The sequence below is a fragment of the Nocardioides pelophilus genome, from assembly GCF_014180685.1.
In the GTDB taxonomy this organism is placed as follows: domain Bacteria; phylum Actinomycetota; class Actinomycetes; order Propionibacteriales; family Nocardioidaceae; genus Nocardioides; species Nocardioides pelophilus.
The window spans coordinates 1-20936 of record NZ_JACEHF010000064.1 but is presented as its reverse complement, the minus strand read 5'-3'; the positions used below and the strand labels follow the sequence as shown (position 1 = coordinate 20936).

The following is a 20936-nucleotide window of genomic DNA, read 5'->3' as shown; positions in this document are numbered from 1 at the left end:
AGTGCCCGAGGGTGACCACCCGGCCGAGGCTCTCCTCGGGCAGCAGGCCCTCGGCCGCCATCGCCGCGAGGTGGTCGATGCCGGCCGCGACGTCGTCGAGGGTGGCGGGGACGCCGCCGCCACCGCCGGCACCGGGGCCGACCCGGCGGTACTCCAGGTTCCAGGTCACCCAGCCTCGTCGGGTGAGGTCCTCGGCCAGCGGGGTCCCGAGGGACAGGTCGTAGGCGGACTTCCAGAAGCCGCCGTGGATCACGACCACCACCCCGCGCGGCTCCCCGTCGGGCACGAGCAGCTCGCCGTACTGGCTGGGATCCCCGCCGTACGTCGTGCCGACCCGTTCTCCGGCGGCCGGCACCTCTTCCGTACTCCCCATCGGCTGGTCCTTCCCGCATCCGGCGACGGTCGCGATCATCGCCGCGGCAAGCACGGTACGCCGGCTCGGACCGGTCCCGATCACCGTCGACCACCTCCCCGCCAGACGTCCGGATCAACGTATCCGGAGCACGGACGTGGCGGCGTCAGCGGGCCGCGTAGTGCGCCCGGACCCGGGCGGCCGACAGCGCGGTCCGGTAGACGGCGACCTGGTCGACCTGGCCGGGGAAGCCGGTGGTCGCACCCACCGGTCCAGCCCTGCCCTGCCCGACCCGCCACCAGCCGGCGTACGACCCGACCCGGCTCGTCGACCCCGACGCGACCGTGACCCCGTCGACGTACATCACCGCGTCCAGCTGTCCGCCGCCGTGCGGGACGGCCGTGACCACCAGGTGGTGCCACGCGCCGTCGTTGTAGCCGGCCCCGCTCTCGACCGTCCGGTACGGCGACCCGGTCCAGTCGCCGTAGACCAGCCGGCCGTCTCCTCGCAGGGTGACGTGGCGGTCGTAGCTCGGGGATCCCGCACCGGTGCCGGACTCGAACCCGATCAGCTTGCCGCCGGCGGCGCTCGTCGTGCGGAACCACAGCTCCAGGGTGTAGGTCATCGGGTTGCTCAGCGGGCTGCCGCCGGCGACGATCCGTCCGCCGCCCGCGAGGTCCATCGCGTATCCCGGGTTGTTCGGGAGCGCCCCGGCCCTGCGGTAGCCGGCCACCGACGTCGCGGTGCCGGTGCGGTCGTTGCCCGAGGAGTCCGCCACCGCCGTACCGCCCGCTTCGTCGAGGTAGTAGTAGACGTAGGGGTTGTCGGTCAGCACCTCGCCGTTGTACGGCTGCAGCAGGGCTCCCACCGCCCAGGTGCTGCCAGGGTTGCGCGTGTCGGCGGTGTAGGCGCTCGACGCGGTGCCGAGCGCAGGCGCCGCCACCAGCGCGACCGTCAGCGCGACCAGCGGAACCGCGGGAGCGCTCCGCCGCAGCGACGCCGTACGACGACGCCGGCGGGCGCCGCCCCGGCCACCGGTGCCGGGCGGGCGGACCGTGAGCGCCAGACCCAGCGCGGCGGCACCCGCGACGCCGACCGCGACGAGAGGGCCGAGCCGCCGCTCGCGCCACCAGTTGACCGCGTGGCCGACCAGCGGCACCAGCACGACCGCGCGAGCGCGGAAGGCCGGCCGCGGCACCGGCGCGACGTCGAAGTCTGCGTTGGCGTCGCCCGCGGTCGTCCATCGTCCCCCCGGGGCGCGATCGACCACGCGGTGCACCAGCAGGCGGCCGCTCTCGTCACCCGGGTCCTCGAACACGAACACCCGGCCCGGCTCCACCTCGTGGTCGGGCGCCATCGGCCGGGCGAGCACGACGTCGCCGACCGAGATGTGCGGCTCCATCGAGCCGCTGGTGACGACGTACCCGTCCCACGGGGTGACGACCGGCAGCAGCGCTGCCACGACGAGGGTCCCGAAGAACGCCACGCCGGCCCGGGCCACGACGACGCCGATGACGACGCACCAGCCGAGGAGCGGGCGGCGCGGGCCCGCGTCGGCGGACGGCCCCGCTGGCGACCCGAGGGTCGCCGGCAATCCCGAGAGTGACGTCGACACGGGTCAGCTGCTGCGCAGTTCCCACTGCATGTCGATGCCGGTCCGGTCGCCCTGCAGCTGGTCGATCTGGTTCTGCGTCATGCCGGTCGTGTCGAACGTCCAGGTGAGACGGTAGGTGCGCGAGCTGGTGCCGGTCTCGACCTGCCAGCCACCGATCGCCTCCTCGTAGGTGTCGATCGCCGCCATCTGGCCGAGGGTCACTCCGGCGATGATCGTCTCCTCCGAGACGAAGCCGTCGCAGGAGCTGAAGCCGCCCCCGGCGCCGCCCTCGATCGTGATCTTGATCCGGTTCTCGAGCCCGTGGACCGAGGGCGCGGGGTTGACGGCGTACCCCTTCACGGTGCCCGGCACGCTGGCGTTGGCCGTGACCTTGAGGCACTTCGACTCGGTCTGCCCGGGGACCAGGTTCTCGACCTGGAACCGCGCCGAGCCGGCGTCGTCGTCGCTGAGGGCGACCGACCCGGCCGCCCAGTTGTTGCCGGAGTTGCGCGTCGATCCGGTGAAGGCGGCGTTCGACGACTGCCAGACCATCGCGGCAGCCGCGATGATCGCGACCGGCGTGGATGCGGCGATGAGGACCCGGCTTGCCCGAGACGAGGGGTACATGTACTGCTCCTTGCACAGTGATGGCACCCGGTCGGGTGCCTTGCGGTACAAGGATCGAGGCAGTTCTCGCGGTCCGGAATGCTTCTGCGCCGATTCCGGCCGAGCGACTTCGGGGTCCTAGGCAGTTGGGACTAAAGTCCCGGTCGATCGGCGGAGAGCGCCGCTGCTCAGACCCCCAGAGCGGCCGGCAGGGTCGACGTCCAGGCCGTGCGCACCTCGTCGAGGGGTACGGCGAACGCACCCTCCACCACCAGGGCGTCACCGCCGGTCGTTCCGATCTCGGCCATCGGCACGTCGTGGCGGGCGCAGAGCGCACGGAGCTCGTCGAGCTCCTCGGCCGGGACGGTGACGATCGCGCGGGCCGCGGACTCGGAGAACAGGCCGACGAACGCCGAGTCGGCGACGCCGTCCAGCGAGACGGTCGCGCCGATGCCGTCGACCAGGCACGCCTCGGCCAGCGCCTGGGCCAGGCCGCCGTCGGAGAGGTCGTGCGCGCTGGTGGCGATCCCGACCAGGTCGGCGAGCAGCCGGGCCAGGTCGCGCTCCGCGATCAGGTCGACCTGCGGGGGCCGGCCGCCGAGGTGCCCGTGGACGACGTGGGCCCACTCGCTCCCCGACAGCTCCTCGCGCGTCTCGCCGAGCAGCACGATCCGCTGGCCGGCCTCCGGGAACGACGAGGGGGTGCGGCGTCGTACGTCGTCGATCACGCCGAGGACCGCGACCACCGGGGTCGGCAGGATCGCCGTCTCGCCGGTCTGGTTGTAGAGGCTGACGTTGCCGCCGGTGACCGGGATGCCGAGGGTGACGCAGGCGTCCTTGAGGCCGCGGCAGGCCTCGGCGAACTGCCACATCACGCCGGTGTCCTCGGGCGACCCGAAGTTGAGGCAGTCGCTGACCGCGAGCGGCCGGGCGCCGCCGGTGGCGACGTTGCGGTAGGCCTCGGCGAGCGCGAGCTGGGCGCCGGCGTACGGGTCGAGCTTGGCGAACCGACCGTTGCAGTCGGTCGCGACGGAGACGCCGAGATGGGTCTCCTCGTCGACCCGGACCATGCCGCTGTCGGCCGGCTGCGCGAGGACGGTGTTGCCCTGGACGTAGCGGTCGTACTGGTCGGTGATCCACGACTTGTCGCACAGGTTCGGGCTCCCCACGAGCCGCAGCAGCGTCTCGCGGAGCTCGTCGCCGGTGCTCGGTCGCGCCAGCGTCTCCGCGGCGTCGGCCTGCAGCGCGTCCTGCCAGTCCGGTCGCTCGAAGGGCCGCTCGTAGACGGGACCGTCGTGCGCCACCGTTCGCGGGGGTACGTCGACGACGGTCTCGCCGTGCCAGGTGATCTCGAGCCGGCCGCTGTCGGTCACCTCGCCGACCACGACCGCCTCGACGTCCCACTTCGCGCAGATGCCGAGGAACCGCGCGACGTCGTCGGGCTCGACGACCGCCATCATCCGCTCCTGGCTCTCGCTCATGAGGATCTCCTCGGGAGCGAGCGTGGAGTCGCGCAGCGGCACCCGGTCGAGCTCGACCTTCATGCCGCCGTCGCCGGCGGAGGCGAGCTCGGAGGTGGCGCACGAGAGGCCGGCGCCGCCGAGGTCCTGGATGCCCGCGACCACGCCTGCCTGGAACAGCTCGAGCGTGCACTCGATCAGGAGCTTCTCCATGAACGGGTCGCCGACCTGGACGCTCGGCCGCTTGGCGGGACCGTCCGCGTCGAAGGTCTCGGACGCGAGCACCGAGACGCCGCCGATGCCGTCGCCGCCGGTGCGGGCGCCGTAGAGGATCACCTGGTTGCCGTTGCCGGACGCCTTGGCCAGGTGCAGGTCCTCGTGCCGCAGCACGCCCACGCAGAGCGCGTTGACCAGCGGGTTGCCGAGGTAGGTCTCGTCGAACACGGCCTCGCCGCCGATGTTGGGCAGGCCCAGGCAGTTGCCGTAGCCACCGACCCCCGCCACGATCCCGGGCAGCACGCGATGGGTGTCCTCGGCGTCGAGCGGGCCGAAGCGGAGCGGGTCCATGACGGCCACCGGCCGGGCGCCCATGGCGAGGATGTCGCGGACGATGCCGCCGATCCCGGTCGCGGCACCCTGGTAGGGCTCGACGTACGACGGATGGTTGTGCGACTCGACCTTGAAGGTGACCGCGTAGCCCTGGCCGATGTCGATCACGCCCGCGTTCTCGCCGATGCCAGCCAGCATCTTGCCGACGGGCGTCTCCTGGGGGATCTCGCCGAACTGCTTCAGGTGCACCTTGGAGGACTTGTAGGAGCAGTGCTCGCTCCACATGACCGAGTACATCGCCAGCTCCGAGCTGGTCGGCCGGCGCCCGAGGATCTCGCGGATCCGGTCGTACTCGTCGGCCTTGAGGCCGAGATCCGCCCACGGCTGCTCGCGGTCGGGATCGGATGCGGCCAGGGCGACGGTGTCGAGCACGGCGCAAATCTATCGGCCTGCGCGACCGGACTAGGTTTGCCCCCATGCCCCGGACCGCGCCGCCGACCAGGCCCAGTGCCACGGCAGCCACCTTCGCCCTCGTCGCGCTCGTGGTGGCGGTCGCCGTCGGGGGGCTGTGGTGGGTGCAGAACAAGGACCAGCCGTCAGGCTCCGGCGACTCCTCCACCGCTGCCGCCGACGAGGGCGACCGACCGGCGACGGGCGACGACGACCGGGACGACCCGGCGGACGGCGGCCGCGGCGACGGCTCCGATGCCGACCCCGGCCTCGGCGAGACCGCCGAGGAGATCGCAGCGCAGGACTTCCCCGAGGACCCGCGGGTCCTCGTGATCTCGATCGACGGCCTCGGCTCGGCCTGGGTGAGCAAGTCGTCGACACCGACCCTCGCCGACCTGCTCGCGCAGGGCGCCGGCACCCTCAACGCCCGCACCGAGGTCGAGAAGACGGTGACCCTCCCGAACCACACCGGCATGGTGACCGGGCTCCGGGTCTCGGCCCGCAACGGCGGCCACGGGGTGACGTGGAACGAGACGTCGGAGCGGACGGTTGCGCCGGGCACGGAGTCGGTCTTCTCCGCGATCGACGACGCCGGCGGCAGCAGCGCGGTGTTCGCCGGCAAGGAGAAGTTCGAGATGTGGGGCCGCGCCTGGCCGGGCACCATCGACCAGCTGGAGATCGACGACGACCAGCCGGCACTCGTGACCGAGGCGGTCTCGGACCTGCTCAAGGACGACCACGACCTGGTGTTCCTCCACCTCGCCGGCCCCGACAGTGCCGGGCACCACTCCGGCTGGGGCAGCCGGGCCTACCTCGACGCAGTCACCGAGGCCGACGCCGACGTGGACCGGGTCGTGTCCGCGATCGTCGCCGACCCGGACCTGGCGGAGGAGGTCGTGGTGATCGTCACCGCCGACCACGGCGGGGTCCCGGGCTCGACCCACCACAGCCAGCGCACGCAGCCCGAGAACTACACGATCCCGTTCGTCGTCTGGGGACCGGGCATCACCCCGGGCGACCTCTACGCCCGCAACCCCGACTACCGCGACCCCGGCACCCGGCAGCCCGGGTACGCCGGTCCGCAGCCCGTGCGCAACGGCGACGTCGCCAACCTGGTCACCGACCTGCTCGGCATCGACCCGGTGCCGGGGAGCCGGCTCAACGCCGACCAGGACCTCGACGTCGACTGAGCGATCCGGGCCTACCCGGCCCGCTTCCCGCGCAGCTGACGGAACGGCCGCACCTCGAGCTCGGCGAGCGCTGCCTGGTACTGCGCCTCGTCGGCCGCGTAGATCGTCACCGACCAGAGCCCGGCCGGGTCGGAGAAGTAGATCGCGACCTTGTAGCCGACGTCCGGATCCCGCGACTCGACCTGCGCAGCAGTCAGGTCGTCACGTCCGCCCGGCGACGCGATCCCCGCGACGGTGTTGCTGCCGTAGTAGGTCTCGAGCGCTGCGCGGGTGCGCCACTCGCTGTAGTGGAACCGCACCGCGCCGCCACCGACGACCGGAGCGCAATCCACCTCCGAGGCCCGCTGGACCCCCGCGTCGGAGGTGCAGGTGCCGCCGGTCGACGACGGGAACACCCAGGCCATGCCGTCGGCGCCGCTCGGCGGAGGACAGGTCGCGAGCCGCATCACCGGCGCCCCGCCGTTCCAGCAGCGGAACGTCGCGGGCTCGTCGGTCACGGCTTCGTCCGTGGTCTCCGTCGCCACGGTCGTCGGGGTGCCCGCCGCATCGGTCGCGACACGATCCCGGTCGCCGCGGTCCGTCGCGGTGTCGGAGGTGCGGTCGTCGTCGCCGCCGAACAGCAGGACCACGCCCCCCGCGCCGATCAGGGCAGCGACCACCGCGGCGGCGAGGAGGAGCACGATCGACGTGCGTCTCCGGCCGCGCCGCTCCTCGTCGTACGGCGCCGGCGCGAACGCAGGCTGGATCGACGCCGGGGGCGGCGGGGCGTACGGCGGTGGTGGTGGCGGTGGTGGTGGCGGTGGTAGCGGCGGTGGCGGCGGCCGGACGTCGTCGGCGAACAGCGGACCCGTGATCCGGGGAGGCTGACCGAACGCAGGAGGCGGCTGGACCGCGGCGACGGTGCCGGGCGCGGTGCCGGACGGGGTGTCGGGCGGGGTGCCGGGCGGGGCAGCATCCGGCGCCGGATCGGTGGCGGGGGCGAGCCGGGTGCCGCAGGTGGCGCAGAACCGCTGGTCGGGGCCGGCCGCCGGGGCACTGCAGCTGGGACAGTCCATGGCTCTCAGACCTCCTCCTCGAGGTCCTCGATGATCTCGTCGAACAGGTCGCCGGTGAGGTTGTCGACGACCTCCGCGGCGTACTCGACCCAGGTCGCCGCCGGGTCGAACTGGTAGCCGCCGTCGACCTCACTGACCACGAAGAAGATCTCGTCGAGGCCGAGGTCGGCTGCGACGTCGCTGTCGCTGAGGCAGCCGGTGCCGGGTCCGCCGCCGTCGTCACCGGTCAGGCAGTCGCCCTCGACCTCGGCGGTGGCCATGTCGACGTCGCCGCCGTCGATCGTGGTGGCGCCGAAGACGCCGTGCTCGATCACGACCTTGAGCCGGCTGTCGTCGAGCTCCTCGGTCGCGAGGTCCAGGTCGTCGGCGCTCACGGACAGCCCGTTCTCCACGCCCCAGTCGCCCTCCTCCTGGAGGTCCTCGACCACCGGGAGGTAAGGGCGCAGCGGCTTGACGAGGTCTTCGGGCAGGTTGGCGAGCAGCTCCTCGGCCTCACCGGAGTTCACGGCGTCGACGAGGTTCTCGATGACCTCCTCGGGGTCCTCGCCGGTGATCGGATCGACGTCCTCGCTCGCGAGGTCGTAGTCGGGGTCCGCCAGCTCGAAGTCCTCCCCGATCTCCTTGTCGGCCTCGGTGTAGATCACGTCGACGTAGGTGCCGAGCAGGGTGACGTACCAGCGCCCGTCGACCTGCACGGTCATGACGTAGGGCTCGACGCCACCGAGCTCGTCCGCGTAGAGGTCCTCGAGGTCGCCGGACTCCGACTCGTCCTCGCTCGCCTCGGCCAGGAAGTCGAGCCGCTCGGGCAGCTTGTCCGGGTCCCAGGACACCTCGTAGCGACCACCCTCGAGGGTGACCCGAGCGAGGTCGTCACCGAGCTCGTCGACGTCGAACTCGAGGTCGGTCAGCTCGATCTCGAGCGCATCGGTGAGGGCGTCCCCCTCGACCAGGCCCTCGTCCTCCGCGCGCTCGAAGGCGGCGTCGTAGACGTCGTCGAGGCCCTCGACCTCCGCCGGGCTCAGCATGTCGATGACGCCGACCGGGTCCTGGGCGGCGGCGGACGTCAGCAGCGTCTCGGCCGCCTCCTCCGGCGAGTCGGCGCCGCCGCGCGGCCAGAAGAAGTGCCAGGCGACGAACCCCGCGGCGAGGAGTGCGAGCACGAGACCGCCGATCGCGACGATCCTGCCGACGGGCGCCCCGCCTCCGGTTGCGGTCGGAGGCACCGGGTGTGCCGGCATCGGCGCTGACATCGGCGCTGGCATCGGCGGTGACATCGGTGGTGGCATCGGTGGTGGCGGCGTCATCGTCGGCGGCGCGGGGGGTTGCCACTGCGGCGGCGGTGCGTAGGGCTTGCCGCAGGAACGACAGGCCAGGTCGGCCGCGCTCCACTGTTGCGCGCCGCACGCCGTGCAGTTCGCCATCCCGCCGCTCCTTCGATCGTCGCGGTGGGAGCGGTCTGCCCCCCGCATTGGAGGCGCAGCCTAATGCCTGAGAAGGGCGGAGAAGGCGGAAGTCGCGGCCAACGTCCCCACCAGCACACCCCCCAGGGCGACCCAGGCGCCAGGGCCGACCGCGGTCACGTCCAGCCCCGCGAGCCGCCAGCCGATCCCCAGCGCTCCGAGCGAACCGAGGCCGAGCGCGAGGAGTCGCAGCGCGTTCGTCGTACGACCGTGGAAGCCGACCGCTCCGACCAGCACGATCCCGGCGACGCAGGGGACGAGCAGCACCACCGCCGCCCACGACGGCACGACCGCGTCGACGCTGCCGCGACGGATCAGCTCGACCGCGTCGAGGAGCGACGCCGACGACAGCGCACCCGCGCTCGTCCACGGGAGGAACAGTGCGACCAGCCAGCACACGCCGGCAGTTCCGGACGCAAGCGGTACGACGACGCGGGCCACCGCACGACCGTAGCGGGTGACCTGAGCGCGGCGACTCCGAACTACAGGCCTGTAGTTCGCTGTGATCCCTGTTACCAGTGTGACTAATGAGGTTATCGTGATTCGGCCGTCCCTCGAACGACTCGCGAACGACCCTCGCACGAACCCGAGATCCGCACCTGGAGTTGAGATGTCTGCCCGACCGCGCCGATCCGGCGTCGCCGCCGTACTGCTGGCTCTCGCGATGGCCCTCGTCCCGTTCCGTCCGGCTGCAGCCGACCCCAACCCGGTGACACCCGGGGACTTCCGCGGCTTCGGGTTCGACCAGTGCCTGGCGCCGACGCAGCGGGCGATGGACAAGTGGCTCAACCACTCGCCCTTCCTCTCGGTCGGCATCTACATCTCCGGCGACTCGCGCGCCTGCCGCAGCCAACCGAACCTCACCCCGGCCTGGATCAGCACCCAGCTGCGCCGGGGATGGGTGCTGCTGCCGATCACGCTCGGCCCGCAGGCGTCGTGCAGCGACCGCTTCCCGCGCTACGGCAACGACCCGGTGATCGACGACCGGCCCGGCCCGGGCGACGGGTTCCCCTACGCGCGCCGGCAGGGCCGCGCCGAGGCCGTGAAGGCGGTCGACGCCGCGAAGGCGCTGGGCATCGTGCCCCGCAGCACCCTCTGGTACGACCTCGAGGGCTTCGACCACACCTTGCGGCGGTGCCGCGAGTCGGCGCTGGCCTTCCTCAGCGCCTGGACCACCAAGCTGCACGACCTCAAGTACGTGTCCGGCGTCTACTCGAGCGCCGGCTCCGGCATCAAGATGCTCGACGACGTCCGGGTCGAGCGTCCGGGCGCCTACACCCTGCCCGACATGATCTGGATCGCGCGCTGGGACGGCGTCGCCAACACGTCGACGTCGTACATCCGCAGCGACGGCTGGCTGCCCGGCGGGCGCGTGAAGCAGTACCTGGGCGGTCACGACGAGACCTGGGGCGGGGTGACCATCAACATCGACCGCAACTACCTCGACCTCGGGCGCGGCGGCCATGCCCCGCCGGAGCAGCACTGCGGCGGGGTCGACCTCGACCTCGCGCGCTACCCCGCGCTGCGTGAGCCCAGCGACGGCTACACACCGACGGCCAACAAGGTCCGGGCCCTGCAGTGCCTGCTGACCGAGCGTGGGCTGTACGCCGGCAAGCTGTCCGGCAACTACAACCCCGCCACGATCGAGGCGGTGCAGGCGTGGCAGGAGAGCCGCGGGTTCGCCGTCAGCACCACGTGGAGCGTCGCCAACTGGGTGGGGATCCTGTCCCAGGGCGCCTCCTACGCGCAGAAGATCGGCTCCGCAGGCCCTCACGTGCGGCGCGTGCAGCGGGCGCTCAACGCCGCCGACCCCACCCTGCGGCGCGCGGTCGACGGCATCTTCACCCGCACGACGGCCAAGGACGTCCGCGCCTACCAGCGCCGCGTCGGCCTCGGCGACAGCGGCATCGTCAACAAGCGCACCTGGGAGCGGATGCGCGCTGGTCGGTCCTGACGGTCAACCCACCGGCGGGCCGGCCAGCAGCGCGATCCCGGTGAGCGCGGCGACCGTCACGACGAAGCCGGCGAGCGCGCGGCGTCGGTGGCGGAGCAGCAGGCTCACCGCGCGCTGGGGCGCGGCGTCGCTGTCCTGGCGGGAGTGCCAGCGGTCGTCGAGCCCGTCGCGCTTCTCGACGTGTCGGTCGAACCAGACCGTCATCAGCGGGGGCACCGCGGAGACCAGACCGAGGAGTGTGCGACGACGCGACCACCGCTGGTCGACGGCGACCACGACGGTCACCAGGCAGTAGGCGATGAACGCGACCCCGTGGATCGGGCCGGCGACCTGGACGCCGAGCTCGGTCGTGCCGACGGCGTACTTCACGAACATGCCGGTCAGCAGGGCAACCCAGGTGATCGCCTCGGTGACGGCGAGGGTGCGGAAGACGGTGCGCGGGGTCACGTCGGCGGTCAGGCGAAGGTCGCCGCGGCGAGCGAGGTGAAGAAGCCGAGTCCGTCGGTGCCGGAGCCCGTGAGCTCCTCGACCGCGTGCTCGGGGTGGGGCATCAGCCCGACCACGTTGCCGCGCTGGTTGGTGATGCCGGCGATGTCGTTGAGCGACCCGTTGGGGTTGACCTCGAGGTAGCGGGCGACGACCTGCCCCTCCCCCTCGATCCGGGCCAGCGTGTCGGCATCGGCGACGAAGCCGCCCTCGCCGTTCTTGAGCACGATCGTGATCTCGGCACCCTCGTCGTACGCCGACGTCCACGCGGTGCGGTTGTTCTCGATCCGCAGCCGCTGGTCGCGGCAGACGAACTTCCGGTGGTCGTTGCGGATCAGCGCACCGGGCAGCAGGTGGGACTCGCAGAGGATCTGGAATCCGTTGCAGATGCCGAGCACCGGGAGTCCGTTGCCGGCGGCGCGGACCACCTCTGCCATCACCGGCGCGAAGCGGGAGATGGCGCCACAACGCAGGTAGTCGCCGTACGAGAAGCCGCCGGGCAGCACCACCGCGTCGACCCCCTTCAGGTCGGCGTCGGCGTGCCAGAGGGCGACCGCCTCGTTGCCGCCGATCCGGACGGCGCGCTGCGCGTCGACGTCGTCGAGGGAGCCGGGGAAGGTGACGACCCCGATCTTCACTGCTCGACGCTCACGGTGTAGTTCTCGATCACCGGGTTGGAGAGCAGCGTCTCGGCCATCTTCTCGACCTCGGCGAGCACCTCGGGGGTCACCTCGCCGGCGAACTCCAGCTCGAACCGCTTGCCCTGGCGGACATCGGTCACGCCGGTGAAGCCGAGTCGGGGAAGCGCCCCGAGCACCGCCTTCCCCTGGGGGTCGAGGATCTCGGGCTTCGGCATGACGGCTACGACGACTCGGGCCACGGCACGGAGTCTAGTGAACCGACCGGCGCCGCCCGACATCGCCCGGGTCGCCGTGGTGCCGTCACTCGCCCGGAACGGAACCGCCATCCGTGGCACGCGTGCGCCTGTCCGATCAGGACCCTGGTGGCGTTGCCGGCACGCGTGAGCCACCAACCCGACCGATCGCACTGCGGGTGATGGCGCACCCGTAGCAGGAGTCGGCCGGCTTCGCCCCGATCAGAACCGCTGGATCAGAACCGCTGGATCAGAACTTCTGGCCGGTCAGCAGTTCATAGGCCTCGACGTAGCGGCTGCGGGTCCGCTCGATGACCTCGGGCGGCAACGGCGGCGGGGCCTCGCCCGAAGCCTTGTCCCAACCGGACTCGGGCGACAGCGCCCAGTTGCGCACGATCTGCTTGTCGTACGACGGCTGCGCGCGCCCGGGCTGCCACTCGGAGGCCGGCCAGTAGCGGGACGAGTCCGGCGTGAGCACCTCGTCGGCGAGCACGATGGTCTCGTGACGGTCGCCAGGGCGACCTCCTCGACCACCGGCGTGACGGGCGCCGAACTCGAACTTGGTGTCGGCCAGGATGATCCCGCGCTCACGGGCGATCTCCTCGGCCCGGCCGTAGACGGTGAGGGTCAGCTCGCGCAGCGCAGCGGCGGTCTCGGCGCCGACGGTCGCGACGACGGCGTCGAAGTCGACGTTCTCGTCGTGGTCGCCGAGATCGGCCTTCGTGGCCGGCGTGAAGATCGGCTCGGGCAGCCGGCTGCCGTCGACCAGCCCGGCCGGCAGCGGGATCCCGCAGACCTCACCGGTGGCGGCGTAGTCGAGCAGACCGGAGCCGGTGAGGTAGCCGCGGGCGACGCACTCGACGGGGTACATCGCGAGGTTGTCGCAGATCACGGCCCGACCCCGCACCTCGGCCGGGACGTCGGTGCTGATGACGTGGTTCGGCACCAGGTCCGCGAGCTGCTCGAACCACCACAAGGACATCCGGGTGAGGATCTCGCCCTTGTCGGGGATCGTCGTCTCGAGCACGAAGTCGAAGATCGACAGCCGGTCGCTGGCGACCATCAGCAGCTTGCCGGCGTACGGGCCCTCGGTCAGCTCGTAGAGGTCCCGCACCTTGCCTGAGTGGACGGGGCGGGCGCCCGGCAGCGCCGGTGCGGGCGGGATGTTGGCGAGCGTCACGAGCACAGCCTAGGAGAGGGGGGGGGGGGCTTCTGCCCCCGGCGGGGGTGGCACAGTATCGGCATGCCGGAGTCTGCCGAAGAGGTCTACCAGCGGATCGTCGCCACCGCCGGCGACGGAGGTCGCCTGCCGATGCCCCCGTCGGGTGACTGGGACATCTTCCCGTGGGAGGTCGTCGACGGCGCCCTTGCACCCAAGCTGGTCCAGGCGCCGGGCGAGGAGCCCGGACGGTACGGCGAGGACCCCGCCAAGCCCTGCCCCGAGTGCACCGACGCCGACCCGGAGCGGATCGTGTGGGAGGACGAGCACTGGGTGCTCACCCACCCCGGCCAGCCGACCGGACTGCCGCTGGTGCTGCTCCTGCACACCCGCGAGCACGAGGACTTCGGCCAGCTCGACGACGAGCTCGCCTCCCAGTTCGGCCGGATCAGCAACCGGCTGGTGCGGATCATCGAGCACCTCCCCAACATCGGCCGCGTGCACGTCAGCCGCTGGGGCGACGGCGGCGCGCACTTCCACGTCTGGTTCTTCGCGCGCACCAAGGGCCTGATGCCCGTGCTCGGCTCCCCCGCCGCCGAGTGGAACGACATCATCCCTCCCGGGGCCGAGGACGTCTGGCGCGCCGACCTGCACACGGTCGCCGCGAAGCTCTCCAACTGGGGCGGCGACGCCCGGGCCTGAGCCCGCGGTCCTCCGCAGCGCGTAGCCCCGGCCACCGCCGGGAGTTGGTCCGTCCGTGACTCGCAGCCCCCGCCGCCTGCTCCTCGCCGCGCTCTGCGCTGCCGCCACCCTCGTCGCCGGCGCCGCGACCGCGGAAGCGGAGCCGCGGCCCGAGCCCGGCTCCCCCGAGTACGCCGCGGCCGACCTCGCCAACATCCGCGACGCCTACGGCCGGATCATCGGCGAGGGCGGGCAGCTCCAGAACCCGGCGTACCTCCCGGCGCTGGTCCGGGAGAGCACCCTGGTCGGCGTCTCGCAGCTGATGACCCAGCTCGCCACACCCGACCGGCTGGCGCTGACGCCGGCGATGGCCGTTCCCGGGTGGAACGTCGGCAACCCGCTCCGCGCCACCTGGGACGGCACCCGCGGACGATCCCGGACCGTGGCGTTCACCAACCGGTTCGGCGCACTCCTGCGCGGCACCCTCTACGCCCCGCTGCCCGGGGCCAAGGACCCGTACACGGGCACCCGCCTGCGGGCGCCGTACCCGGGCGTCGTCATCACCCCGGGGTCGGTCGGCGGCTCCCAGGGCATGTACCGGTGGCTGGCCCAGGACCTCGCCGAGCGCGGCTACCTCGTCCTGCTGTACGACGTGCAGGGTCAGGGCACCAGCGAGACGCTCCCGCACGGGGACGACCCGCAGTTCCCGTTCTGCAACCCGTTCGGCGCGATCGAGGGTGACGCCGAGCTCGGCCAGCGGCAGATGACGCCGTGCCCGGGGGTCCCGTTCCAGCAGCTCGCGAACTTCACCACCGGCACCGTCGACGCGATGGACTTCTTCCTGTCGCGACAGAACCCTTGGTGGTCCCTCTGGGACCGCTCGCCGATCCGCAACCCGCGGACGCCAGGACGCACCACGAGGCTCGCGCTCATCGGTCACTCGCTCGGCGCGACCGCCGTCTCCTACGTCCAGGGGTACGACGACCGCGTCGTCACCGCCGTGGGCCTCGACAAGCTGACCTCGGCGGGCACGCCGCCGTTCAGCGACGAACCCGTCCGGCCGGTCGTGCCTGCCCTCGGCATCCAGTCCGAGTACGGCTTCACGGTGACGCCGTGGCAGCTGTCGGGCGGATCGTCGATCGTCCCCGCGCCCAGCCCGCAGGGCCCCGACCCGCACCGGGAACGCGCGACCGGCTTCGACGGCTGGAGCGCGGCGGGTCTCGAATCGATGGTCGTCGTACCGCGGGCGAGCACCCACCTGGAGTACACCGACATCCCGCTGGTGCTGCCCGCCAGCCGCTACGGGCAGGCGCTGAGCAGCGTCTACACACAGGCGTGGCTCGGCCACTACCTGAAGGGCGACACCGGCGCCGGCGCGCTGCTGGCCCCTCGGTTCCGCTACCTCGAACCGGTCGGGCGCGGTCGCTGGGCCCCGGTCTCGCTCACCCGCGACGACCTGCTGAGCACCCGCTACTGCTCGGCGTACCGGCTCGTCGTCAACGGCGCGGTCCGCTCCGACGGCGACGTCGTCGACGCCGGCTGCTGACCCGTCCCCGCCGCCGGTTGAGGTGCGAGCGAACCAGCCCCGCCGCTGGTCGAGGAGGTCGCGCAGCGACCGTCACGAGACCCCCGGTCGCTTCCGCCGCTCGCCGGCGCCGCTGGTTGAGGTGCGAGCGAAGCAGCCCCGCCGCTGGTTGAGGTGCGAGCAAAGCAGCCCCGCCGCCGGTTGAGGTGCGAGCGAAGCGAGCCCTGCCGCTGGTTGAGGTGCGAGCGAAGCGAGCCTCGAAACCAAGGCCTCTAGGCTCGACCCATGTCCGTCGTGAAGATCAACGCCATCCACGTCCCCGCCGAGGCCGGCGCCCACCTCGAGCAGCGGTTCGCCGCGCGGGCCGGCGCGGTCGAGGGGTCGCCCGGGTTCCTCGGCTTCCAGCTGCTCCGCCCCGTCGCCGGCGACGACCGCTACTTCGTCGTGACCCACTGGGAGGACCAGGAGTCCTTCGACGCCTGGCGCGCGGGCGACGGCAAGGCTGCCCACGCCACCAAGCCCGGCGAGGAGCAGCAGAAGCCGGTCGCGACCGGCGCCGACCTGCTCGAGTTCGAGGTCGTGCTCGACGTCAGGCCGAAGGGCTGACAGCTACAAGATCGCGCCCGGAGAGTACGCCGCCGCGGCCGGGTGCCGCTCGACGACCGCGGCCACCTGGCGGCACACCGCCTGGGTCTGCGCGACCGCAGCACCCGTGAACGTGATCGGGTCGGCGACCAGGGTCTCCAGCTGATCGGCGGTCAGCCCGAGCCGCTCGTCGGCGGCGAGCTTGGCGAAGACGTCGTTGTCGGCCTGGCCCTTGCGCATGGCCAGTGCGGTGCCGACAGCCGCCTCCTTGATCGCCTCGTGCGCGGTCTCGCGACCGACGCCGTTGCGCACCGCCGCCATCAGCACCTTGGTGGTGGCGAGGAACGGCAGGTAGCGGTCGAGCTCGCGCTGGATCACGGCCGGGAATGCGCCGAACTCGTCGAGCACGGTGAGGAAGGTCTGGAACAGCCCGTCGACGGCGAAGAACGCGTCCGGCAGCGCCACCCGTCGTACGACGGAGCAGGAGACGTCGCCCTCGTTCCACTGGTCGCCGGCGAGCTCGCCGACCATCGAGAGGTAGCCGCGGGTGATGACGGCGAGCCCGTTGACCCGCTCGCAGGACCGGGTGTTCATCTTGTGGGGCATGGCGGACGAGCCGACCTGGCCCTCCTGGAAGCCCTCGGTGACGATCTCGTTGCCGGCCATCAGGCGGATCGTCGTCGCGAGGTTGGACGGCGCAGCGACCAGCTGGACCAACGCGGAGAGGACGTCGAAGTCGAGGCTGCGCGGATAGACCTGGCCGACGCTCGTCAGCACCCGGTCGAACCCGAGGTGGGTGGCGACCCGCTGCTCGAGGTCGGCCAGCTTCGCCTCGTCGCCGCCGAGCAGGTCGAGCATGTCCTGGGAGGTGCCCATCGGGCCCTTGATGCCGCGCAACGGGTAGCGGCCGATCAGGTGCTCGACGCGCTCGAGGGCGATGAGCAGCTCGTCGGCGATCGTCGCGAACCGCTTGCCGAGGGTGGTCGCCTGCGCGGCGACGTTGTGGGAGCGACCGGCCATCACGGTGGTGTCGTGCTCGGCAGCGAGCCGGGCGAGCCGGGCCAGCGTGGCGACGGTCCGGTCTCGGAGCAGCTCGAGCGACTGCTTGACCTGCAGCTGCTCGACGTTCTCGGTCAGGTCGCGCGAGGTCATGCCCTTGTGGATGTGCTCGTGCCCGGCCAGCGCGGAGAACTCCTCGATCCGCGCCTTCACGTCGTGCCGGGTGATCCGCTCACGGGCGGCGATCGACGCCAGGTCGACACTCTGCTCACCCTTGGCGACGACGTCCTCGTAGGCCTCGACCACCCCGTCGGGCACGTCGATGCCGAGGTCGCGCTGGGCCTTGAGCACGGCGATCCAGAGCCGCCGCTCCAGCACGATCTTGTGCTCGGGCGACCAGATCTCCGCGAGGTCGGCTCCGGCGTACCGGGTGGCAAGGACGTTCGGGACGGTCACGTGCCTCATTCTCCCATGGGCGGCGGGGCGGCCGAACCGTCGTCCGCCCGGTGCCCGTTTATCAAGGTATGTAGGCGAACGACCACTCCCCAACCCGAATTCGGCCAGGGAGGCGCACATTCGGCTACATCCCGTGATGAACGGGCGCAGCCGGCCGCACCAGCACCAACTCGCCGTCCTCGTTGGTGCCGCGGATCTCGGTGAAGCCGGTCCTGGCCGCGACGGCCAGGCTCGGCGCGTTGTCGGGGGCGATGCTTGCGCGGATCCGGACCCCTGCGGTGTCGCAGAACGCGAGCAGCGCGGCCAGTGCCTCGGTCGCGATCCCGCGTCCGCGCGCCTCCTCGACCAGGCCGTAGCCGACCTCCGTCTCGACGATTCCGTCGTCGGCCGGAACCGGCGGCCCGAAGAAGCCGAGAGACCCCACGACCTCGCCGTCCACGACGATCGACCGAGGCCCCCACACGACGCCCTCCTGCCACAGGCCTGCCGCGTCGACGTCGTCGTCCCGCGGGAACGACGGATGCCAGCCGCCCAGCCGCTGCCCCGCCCGCACGGCCGCCACGGTCGCGGCGTCCCAGAGCGGCAGCCGCAGGCGCGCCGTGTCGACGACCTCCGGAAGAACCACGTCAGGACTCCTTGAGCGACGCGCCCTCGACGACGCCGAGCGGCTCCGCGGCGATGTCGGAGCGCCGCTGCAGACCGTCGAAGGAGATGAGGTCGGCGGCGGCGTACGCGCGGGAGCGGGCGTCGGCGACGTCGTACCCGACGGCGCGTACGGCGAGCACCCGCCCGCCGGCGGTGACCAGGTGGCGATGCCCGGGGTCGCCCGGCTCGGGGGCGTCGACGATCGCCGTACCGGCGTGGATGACGTCGACGTCGTTGACGCCGTTGGCCGCGCCGACCCCCCTGATCACGTCGCCCTTCGAGGAGGACTCGGGATAGCCGGCCGACGCGAGCACGACGGTGACCGACGCGGCGTCGCGGAAGGTCGGCGCCGGTACGTCGGTCAGCCGTCCCTGCGCCGCGGCCAGCAGCAGCTCACCGAGCGGCGACTCCAGCACCGCGAGCACCGGCTGGATGTCGGGGTCGCCGAAGCGGCAGTTGAACTCGATCACCCGCGGCCCGGAGTCGGTCAGCGCGAGCCCGACGTAGAGGCACCCGACGAACGGGGTGCCGCGCCGCACCATCTCGTCGAGCGTCGGCTGCACCACGGTGTCGAGGACGACCTGCGCCAGGTCCGGCTGCGCCCAGGTGAGCGGCGTGTAGGACCCCATGCCGCCCGTGTTGGGCCCGCGACCGCCGTCGAAGATCCGCTTGAAGTCCTGGGCGGGCTGCAGGGCGTACGCCGTGCTCCCGTCGCACACGGCGAACACCGAGACCTCGGGACCGTCGAGGAACTCCTCGATGACCACCCGGCCGCACGCCGCCGCATGGGCGAGCGCCTCGGCCCGGTCGAGGGTGACGACGACCCCCTTGCCGGCGGCGAGCGCGTCGTCCTTCACGACGTACGGCGCACCGAGCTCGTCCAGCGCGGCAGCGACCTCGGCCGGGGTGGCGCACACGCGGGAGGCCGCGGTGGGCACGCCGGCAGCGGCCATGACGTCCTTGGAGAACGCCTTCGAACCCTCGAGCTGCGCGGCGCTTTCGGACGGTCCGAAACAGGCGATCCCCGCGGCGGTGACCGCATCGGCGACGCCCGCGACGAGCGGCGCCTCCGGACCGACGACCACCAGGTCGACGCCCAGCCGCTGCGCCAGGGCCGCGACCGCCGCGCCGTCCATCGGGTCGACGTGGTGGAGGGTGGCGAACGCACCGAGGCCCGGGTTGCCGGGAGCGGCGTGCACCTCGGTCACCGCCGGGTCGCGCGAGAGAGCCAGGCCGAGGGCGTGCTCGCGGCCGCCGGTGCCGATCACGAGGGTCTTCACGGGCCACGATCCTAGGCCCGCCGGCTCAGGCCGGGCGCGGGCCTCTCAGCGCAGCGGGTGCAGCACGACCGCCTGCTCGCGCTCCGGGCCGACGCCGATCACCGACATCCGGGCGCCGGAGATCTCCTCGAGCGCCGTCACGTAGGCCTGCGCGTTGGCCGGCAGGTCGGCCAGCGTGCGGGCACCGCTGATGTCCTCCGACCAGCCGGGGAAGTACTCGTAGATCGGCACCGCGTGGTGGAAGGCGCTCTGGCTGGCGGGCATCTCGTCGTACCGCTCGCCGTCGACGTCGTAGGCGACGCAGACCGGGATCTGCTCGAGGCCGGTGAGCACGTCGAGCTTGGTGAGCACGAAGTCGGTGACGCCGTTGACGCGGGCGGCGTAGCGGGCGATCACGGCGTCGTACCAGCCGCAGCGCCGGGGGCGCCCGGTCGTCGTTCCGAACTCGGCGCCGGTGTTGCGGAGGAAGTCACCCGACGCGTCGTGCAGCTCGGTCGGGAACGGGCCCTCGCCGACGCGGGTCGTGTAGGCCTTGACGATCGCGATGACCTGGTCGATCCGGGTCGGCGGGATGCCGGAGCCGGTGCAGGCGCCGCCGGCGGTCGCGCTGCTGGAGGTCACGAACGGGTAGGTGCCGTGGTCGACGTCGAGCAGGGTCGCCTGACCGGCCTCGAGGAGGACCGTCTCGCCGCGGTCGAGCGCCTGGCCGAGGAGCAGCGTCGTGTCGCAGACGTACGGCGCCAGCCGGTCGGCGTGCGACAGCAGCTCCTCGACGGTCTGGTCGACCGACGGGGCGCGGCGGTTGTAGACCTTGGTGAGGATCTGGCTCTTCAGCTCGAGCGCGCCCTCGACCTTCTGGGCCAGGATCTTCTCGTCGAAGAGGTCCTGGATCCGGATGCCGATCCGGTTCATCTTGTCGGCGTACGTCGGGCCGATGCCGCGCCCGGTGGTGCCGATCTTGCGGCTGCCGAGGAAGCGCTCGGCCACCTTGTCGAGGGTGCGGTTGTAGTCGGCGATCACGTGGGCGTTGGCGCTGACCTTGAGCCGGCTGGTGTCGGTGCCGCGGGCCTCGAGGCCGTCGATCTCGTGGAAGAGGACGTCGAGGTCGACCACGACGCCGTTGCCGATGACGGGGGTGCACCCGGGGGTGAGGATGCCGCTCGGGAGGAGGTGCAGCGCGTACTTCTCGTTGCCGATGACCACGGTGTGGCCGGCGTTGTTGCCGCCGTTGAACTTGACGACGTAGTCGACCCGGCTGCCCAGGTGGTCGGTCGCCTTGCCTTTGCCCTCGTCGCCCCACTGGGCGCCGACGATCACGATCGCTGGCATCTGTGTGCTCCTTCGCTACGGGAACGGAGTCCCTCCGGCCCCCAGGCGAGGGCTGGCTGCTCGACGCACCACTTGCTCTTCGATTCTCTTGGTCGGATCTGCTGCGAATGCAAAACCCCGGTCGCAAGGACCGGGGCTCTTGCGAAGCAACGTTACCAAATGCCGCTGGCCGAGGCGCGAGCGCAGCGAGCCGCCGCCGCCGGTTGAGGTGCGAGCACAGAAAGCCGCCGCCGCCGGGTGAGGTGCG

20 protein-coding genes are annotated in these 20936 nt (G+C 72.1%); 5 read left to right on the top strand and 15 right to left on the bottom strand.

The window, feature by feature from the left end; all coding sequences use genetic code 11:
• The 4 genes from H0488_RS12180 to purL all read right to left on the bottom strand — a co-directional run.
• Window positions 1–457 (bottom strand): alpha/beta hydrolase family protein (locus H0488_RS12180; protein ID WP_512698537.1); only part of this gene is annotated, 457 nt, incomplete at its 3' end.
• A 61-nt stretch (window positions 458–518) separates the two neighbouring features.
• The gene (locus tag H0488_RS25005; protein WP_183099547.1) at window positions 519–1967 is read right to left on the bottom strand and encodes a LamG-like jellyroll fold domain-containing protein; all 1449 of its coding nucleotides are present in this window, start codon (window positions 1965–1967) and stop codon (window positions 519–521) included.
• A 3-nt stretch (window positions 1968–1970) separates the two neighbouring features.
• Window positions 1971–2573, bottom strand: a complete 603-nt coding sequence (locus tag H0488_RS12170) for a hypothetical protein (RefSeq protein WP_183099546.1) — start codon at window positions 2571–2573, stop codon at window positions 1971–1973.
• Window positions 2574–2740: 167 nt separating this feature from the next.
• Window positions 2741–4993: a phosphoribosylformylglycinamidine synthase subunit PurL gene (gene purL, locus H0488_RS12165; protein ID WP_183099545.1), complete on the bottom strand. Its 2253-nt coding sequence runs from the start codon at window positions 4991–4993 to the stop codon at window positions 2741–2743.
• A 44-nt stretch (window positions 4994–5037) separates the two neighbouring features.
• On the opposite strand from purL, the gene H0488_RS12160 reads away from it, so the two are divergent.
• A complete protein-coding gene (locus tag H0488_RS12160) occupies window positions 5038–6201 on the top strand; it encodes an alkaline phosphatase family protein (protein WP_183099544.1) in 1164 nt (387 codons plus the stop codon).
• Between the two features lie 11 nt (window positions 6202–6212).
• On the opposite strand, the gene H0488_RS12155 is transcribed toward H0488_RS12160, so the two are convergent.
• The 3 genes from H0488_RS12155 to H0488_RS12145 all read right to left on the bottom strand — a co-directional run bounded on the left by H0488_RS12155 (window position 6213) and on the right by H0488_RS12145 (window position 9157).
• The gene (locus H0488_RS12155) at window positions 6213–7256 is read right to left on the bottom strand and encodes a hypothetical protein (protein WP_183099543.1); all 1044 of its coding nucleotides are present in this window, start codon (window positions 7254–7256) and stop codon (window positions 6213–6215) included.
• Between the two features lie 5 nt (window positions 7257–7261).
• On the bottom strand, window positions 7262–8479 hold the full coding sequence (locus tag H0488_RS12150; protein WP_183099542.1) for a hypothetical protein: 1218 nt from the start codon (window positions 8477–8479) through the stop codon (window positions 7262–7264).
• A gap of 258 nt (window positions 8480–8737) precedes the next feature.
• A complete protein-coding gene (locus H0488_RS12145) occupies window positions 8738–9157 on the bottom strand; it encodes a hypothetical protein (protein WP_183099541.1) in 420 nt (139 codons plus the stop codon).
• A 169-nt stretch (window positions 9158–9326) separates the two neighbouring features.
• Between H0488_RS12145 and H0488_RS12140 the strand changes: the two genes are divergently transcribed.
• A complete protein-coding gene (locus H0488_RS12140) occupies window positions 9327–10670 on the top strand; it encodes a glycoside hydrolase domain-containing protein (RefSeq protein WP_183099540.1) in 1344 nt (447 codons plus the stop codon).
• 3 nt (window positions 10671–10673) lie between these two features.
• Here the strand turns inward: H0488_RS12140 and H0488_RS12135 are convergent, their stop codons facing one another.
• From H0488_RS12135 to H0488_RS12120, 4 genes are all read right to left on the bottom strand, one after another.
• Window positions 10674–11117: a DUF3817 domain-containing protein gene (locus H0488_RS12135; RefSeq protein ID WP_183099539.1), complete on the bottom strand. Its 444-nt coding sequence runs from the start codon at window positions 11115–11117 to the stop codon at window positions 10674–10676.
• Window positions 11118–11125: 8 nt separating this feature from the next.
• The gene (gene purQ, locus H0488_RS12130; protein WP_183099538.1) at window positions 11126–11794 is read right to left on the bottom strand and encodes a phosphoribosylformylglycinamidine synthase subunit PurQ; all 669 of its coding nucleotides are present in this window, start codon (window positions 11792–11794) and stop codon (window positions 11126–11128) included.
• On the bottom strand, window positions 11791–12036 hold the full coding sequence (gene purS / locus H0488_RS12125; protein WP_183099537.1) for a phosphoribosylformylglycinamidine synthase subunit PurS: 246 nt from the start codon (window positions 12034–12036) through the stop codon (window positions 11791–11793). Before purS ends, purQ begins: the two co-directional genes overlap by 4 nt.
• A 244-nt stretch (window positions 12037–12280) precedes the next feature.
• Window positions 12281–13210, bottom strand: coding sequence for a phosphoribosylaminoimidazolesuccinocarboxamide synthase (locus H0488_RS12120; protein WP_183099536.1), 930 nt, complete (start codon window positions 13208–13210; stop codon window positions 12281–12283).
• A gap of 63 nt (window positions 13211–13273) precedes the next feature.
• Here H0488_RS12120 and H0488_RS12115 point away from each other — a divergent pair, with 63 nt between their 5' ends.
• The 3 genes from H0488_RS12115 (at window position 13274) to H0488_RS12105 (ending at window position 16001) form a co-directional block, all read left to right on the top strand.
• Window positions 13274–13891 carry an HIT family protein gene (locus H0488_RS12115; protein WP_183099535.1) on the top strand — a complete coding sequence of 206 codons (618 nt, stop codon included), beginning with the start codon at window positions 13274–13276 and terminating at the stop codon, window positions 13889–13891.
• A gap of 55 nt (window positions 13892–13946) precedes the next feature.
• A complete protein-coding gene (locus H0488_RS12110) occupies window positions 13947–15416 on the top strand; it encodes an alpha/beta hydrolase (RefSeq protein ID WP_183099534.1) in 1470 nt (489 codons plus the stop codon).
• 264 nt (window positions 15417–15680) lie between these two features.
• On the top strand, window positions 15681–16001 hold the full coding sequence (locus H0488_RS12105) for an antibiotic biosynthesis monooxygenase family protein (protein ID WP_183099533.1): 321 nt from the start codon (window positions 15681–15683) through the stop codon (window positions 15999–16001).
• A gap of 3 nt (window positions 16002–16004) precedes the next feature.
• Here the strand turns inward: H0488_RS12105 and purB are convergent, their stop codons facing one another.
• From purB to H0488_RS12085, 4 genes are all read right to left on the bottom strand, one after another.
• Window positions 16005–17435, bottom strand: a complete 1431-nt coding sequence (gene purB / locus H0488_RS12100) for an adenylosuccinate lyase (RefSeq protein WP_446685615.1) — start codon at window positions 17433–17435, stop codon at window positions 16005–16007.
• A gap of 124 nt (window positions 17436–17559) precedes the next feature.
• Window positions 17560–18060 carry a GNAT family N-acetyltransferase gene (locus H0488_RS12095; RefSeq protein ID WP_183099531.1) on the bottom strand — a complete coding sequence of 167 codons (501 nt, stop codon included), beginning with the start codon at window positions 18058–18060 and terminating at the stop codon, window positions 17560–17562.
• 1 nt (window position 18061) lies between these two features.
• Window positions 18062–19360: a phosphoribosylamine--glycine ligase gene (gene purD / locus H0488_RS12090; protein WP_183099530.1), complete on the bottom strand. Its 1299-nt coding sequence runs from the start codon at window positions 19358–19360 to the stop codon at window positions 18062–18064.
• Between the two features lie 45 nt (window positions 19361–19405).
• Window positions 19406–20689, bottom strand: a complete 1284-nt coding sequence (locus H0488_RS12085) for an adenylosuccinate synthase (RefSeq protein WP_183099529.1) — start codon at window positions 20687–20689, stop codon at window positions 19406–19408.
• Window positions 20690–20936: the final 247 nt, after the last annotated feature.

Coding starts and splice junctions, on each gene's coding strand:
- H0488_RS12115 (WP_183099535.1), top strand. CDS start 13,274: ATGCCGGAGTCTGCCGAAGAGGTCTACCAGCGGATCGTCGCCACCGCC.
- H0488_RS12170 (WP_183099546.1), bottom strand. CDS start 2,573: ATGTACCCCTCGTCTCGGGCAAGCCGGGTCCTCATCGCCGCATCCACG.
- H0488_RS12140 (WP_183099540.1), top strand. CDS start 9,327: ATGTCTGCCCGACCGCGCCGATCCGGCGTCGCCGCCGTACTGCTGGCT.
- H0488_RS12155 (WP_183099543.1), bottom strand. CDS start 7,256: ATGGACTGTCCCAGCTGCAGTGCCCCGGCGGCCGGCCCCGACCAGCGG.
- H0488_RS12160 (WP_183099544.1), top strand. CDS start 5,038: ATGCCCCGGACCGCGCCGCCGACCAGGCCCAGTGCCACGGCAGCCACC.
- H0488_RS12085 (WP_183099529.1), bottom strand. CDS start 20,689: ATGCCAGCGATCGTGATCGTCGGCGCCCAGTGGGGCGACGAGGGCAAA.
- H0488_RS12105 (WP_183099533.1), top strand. CDS start 15,681: ATGTCCGTCGTGAAGATCAACGCCATCCACGTCCCCGCCGAGGCCGGC.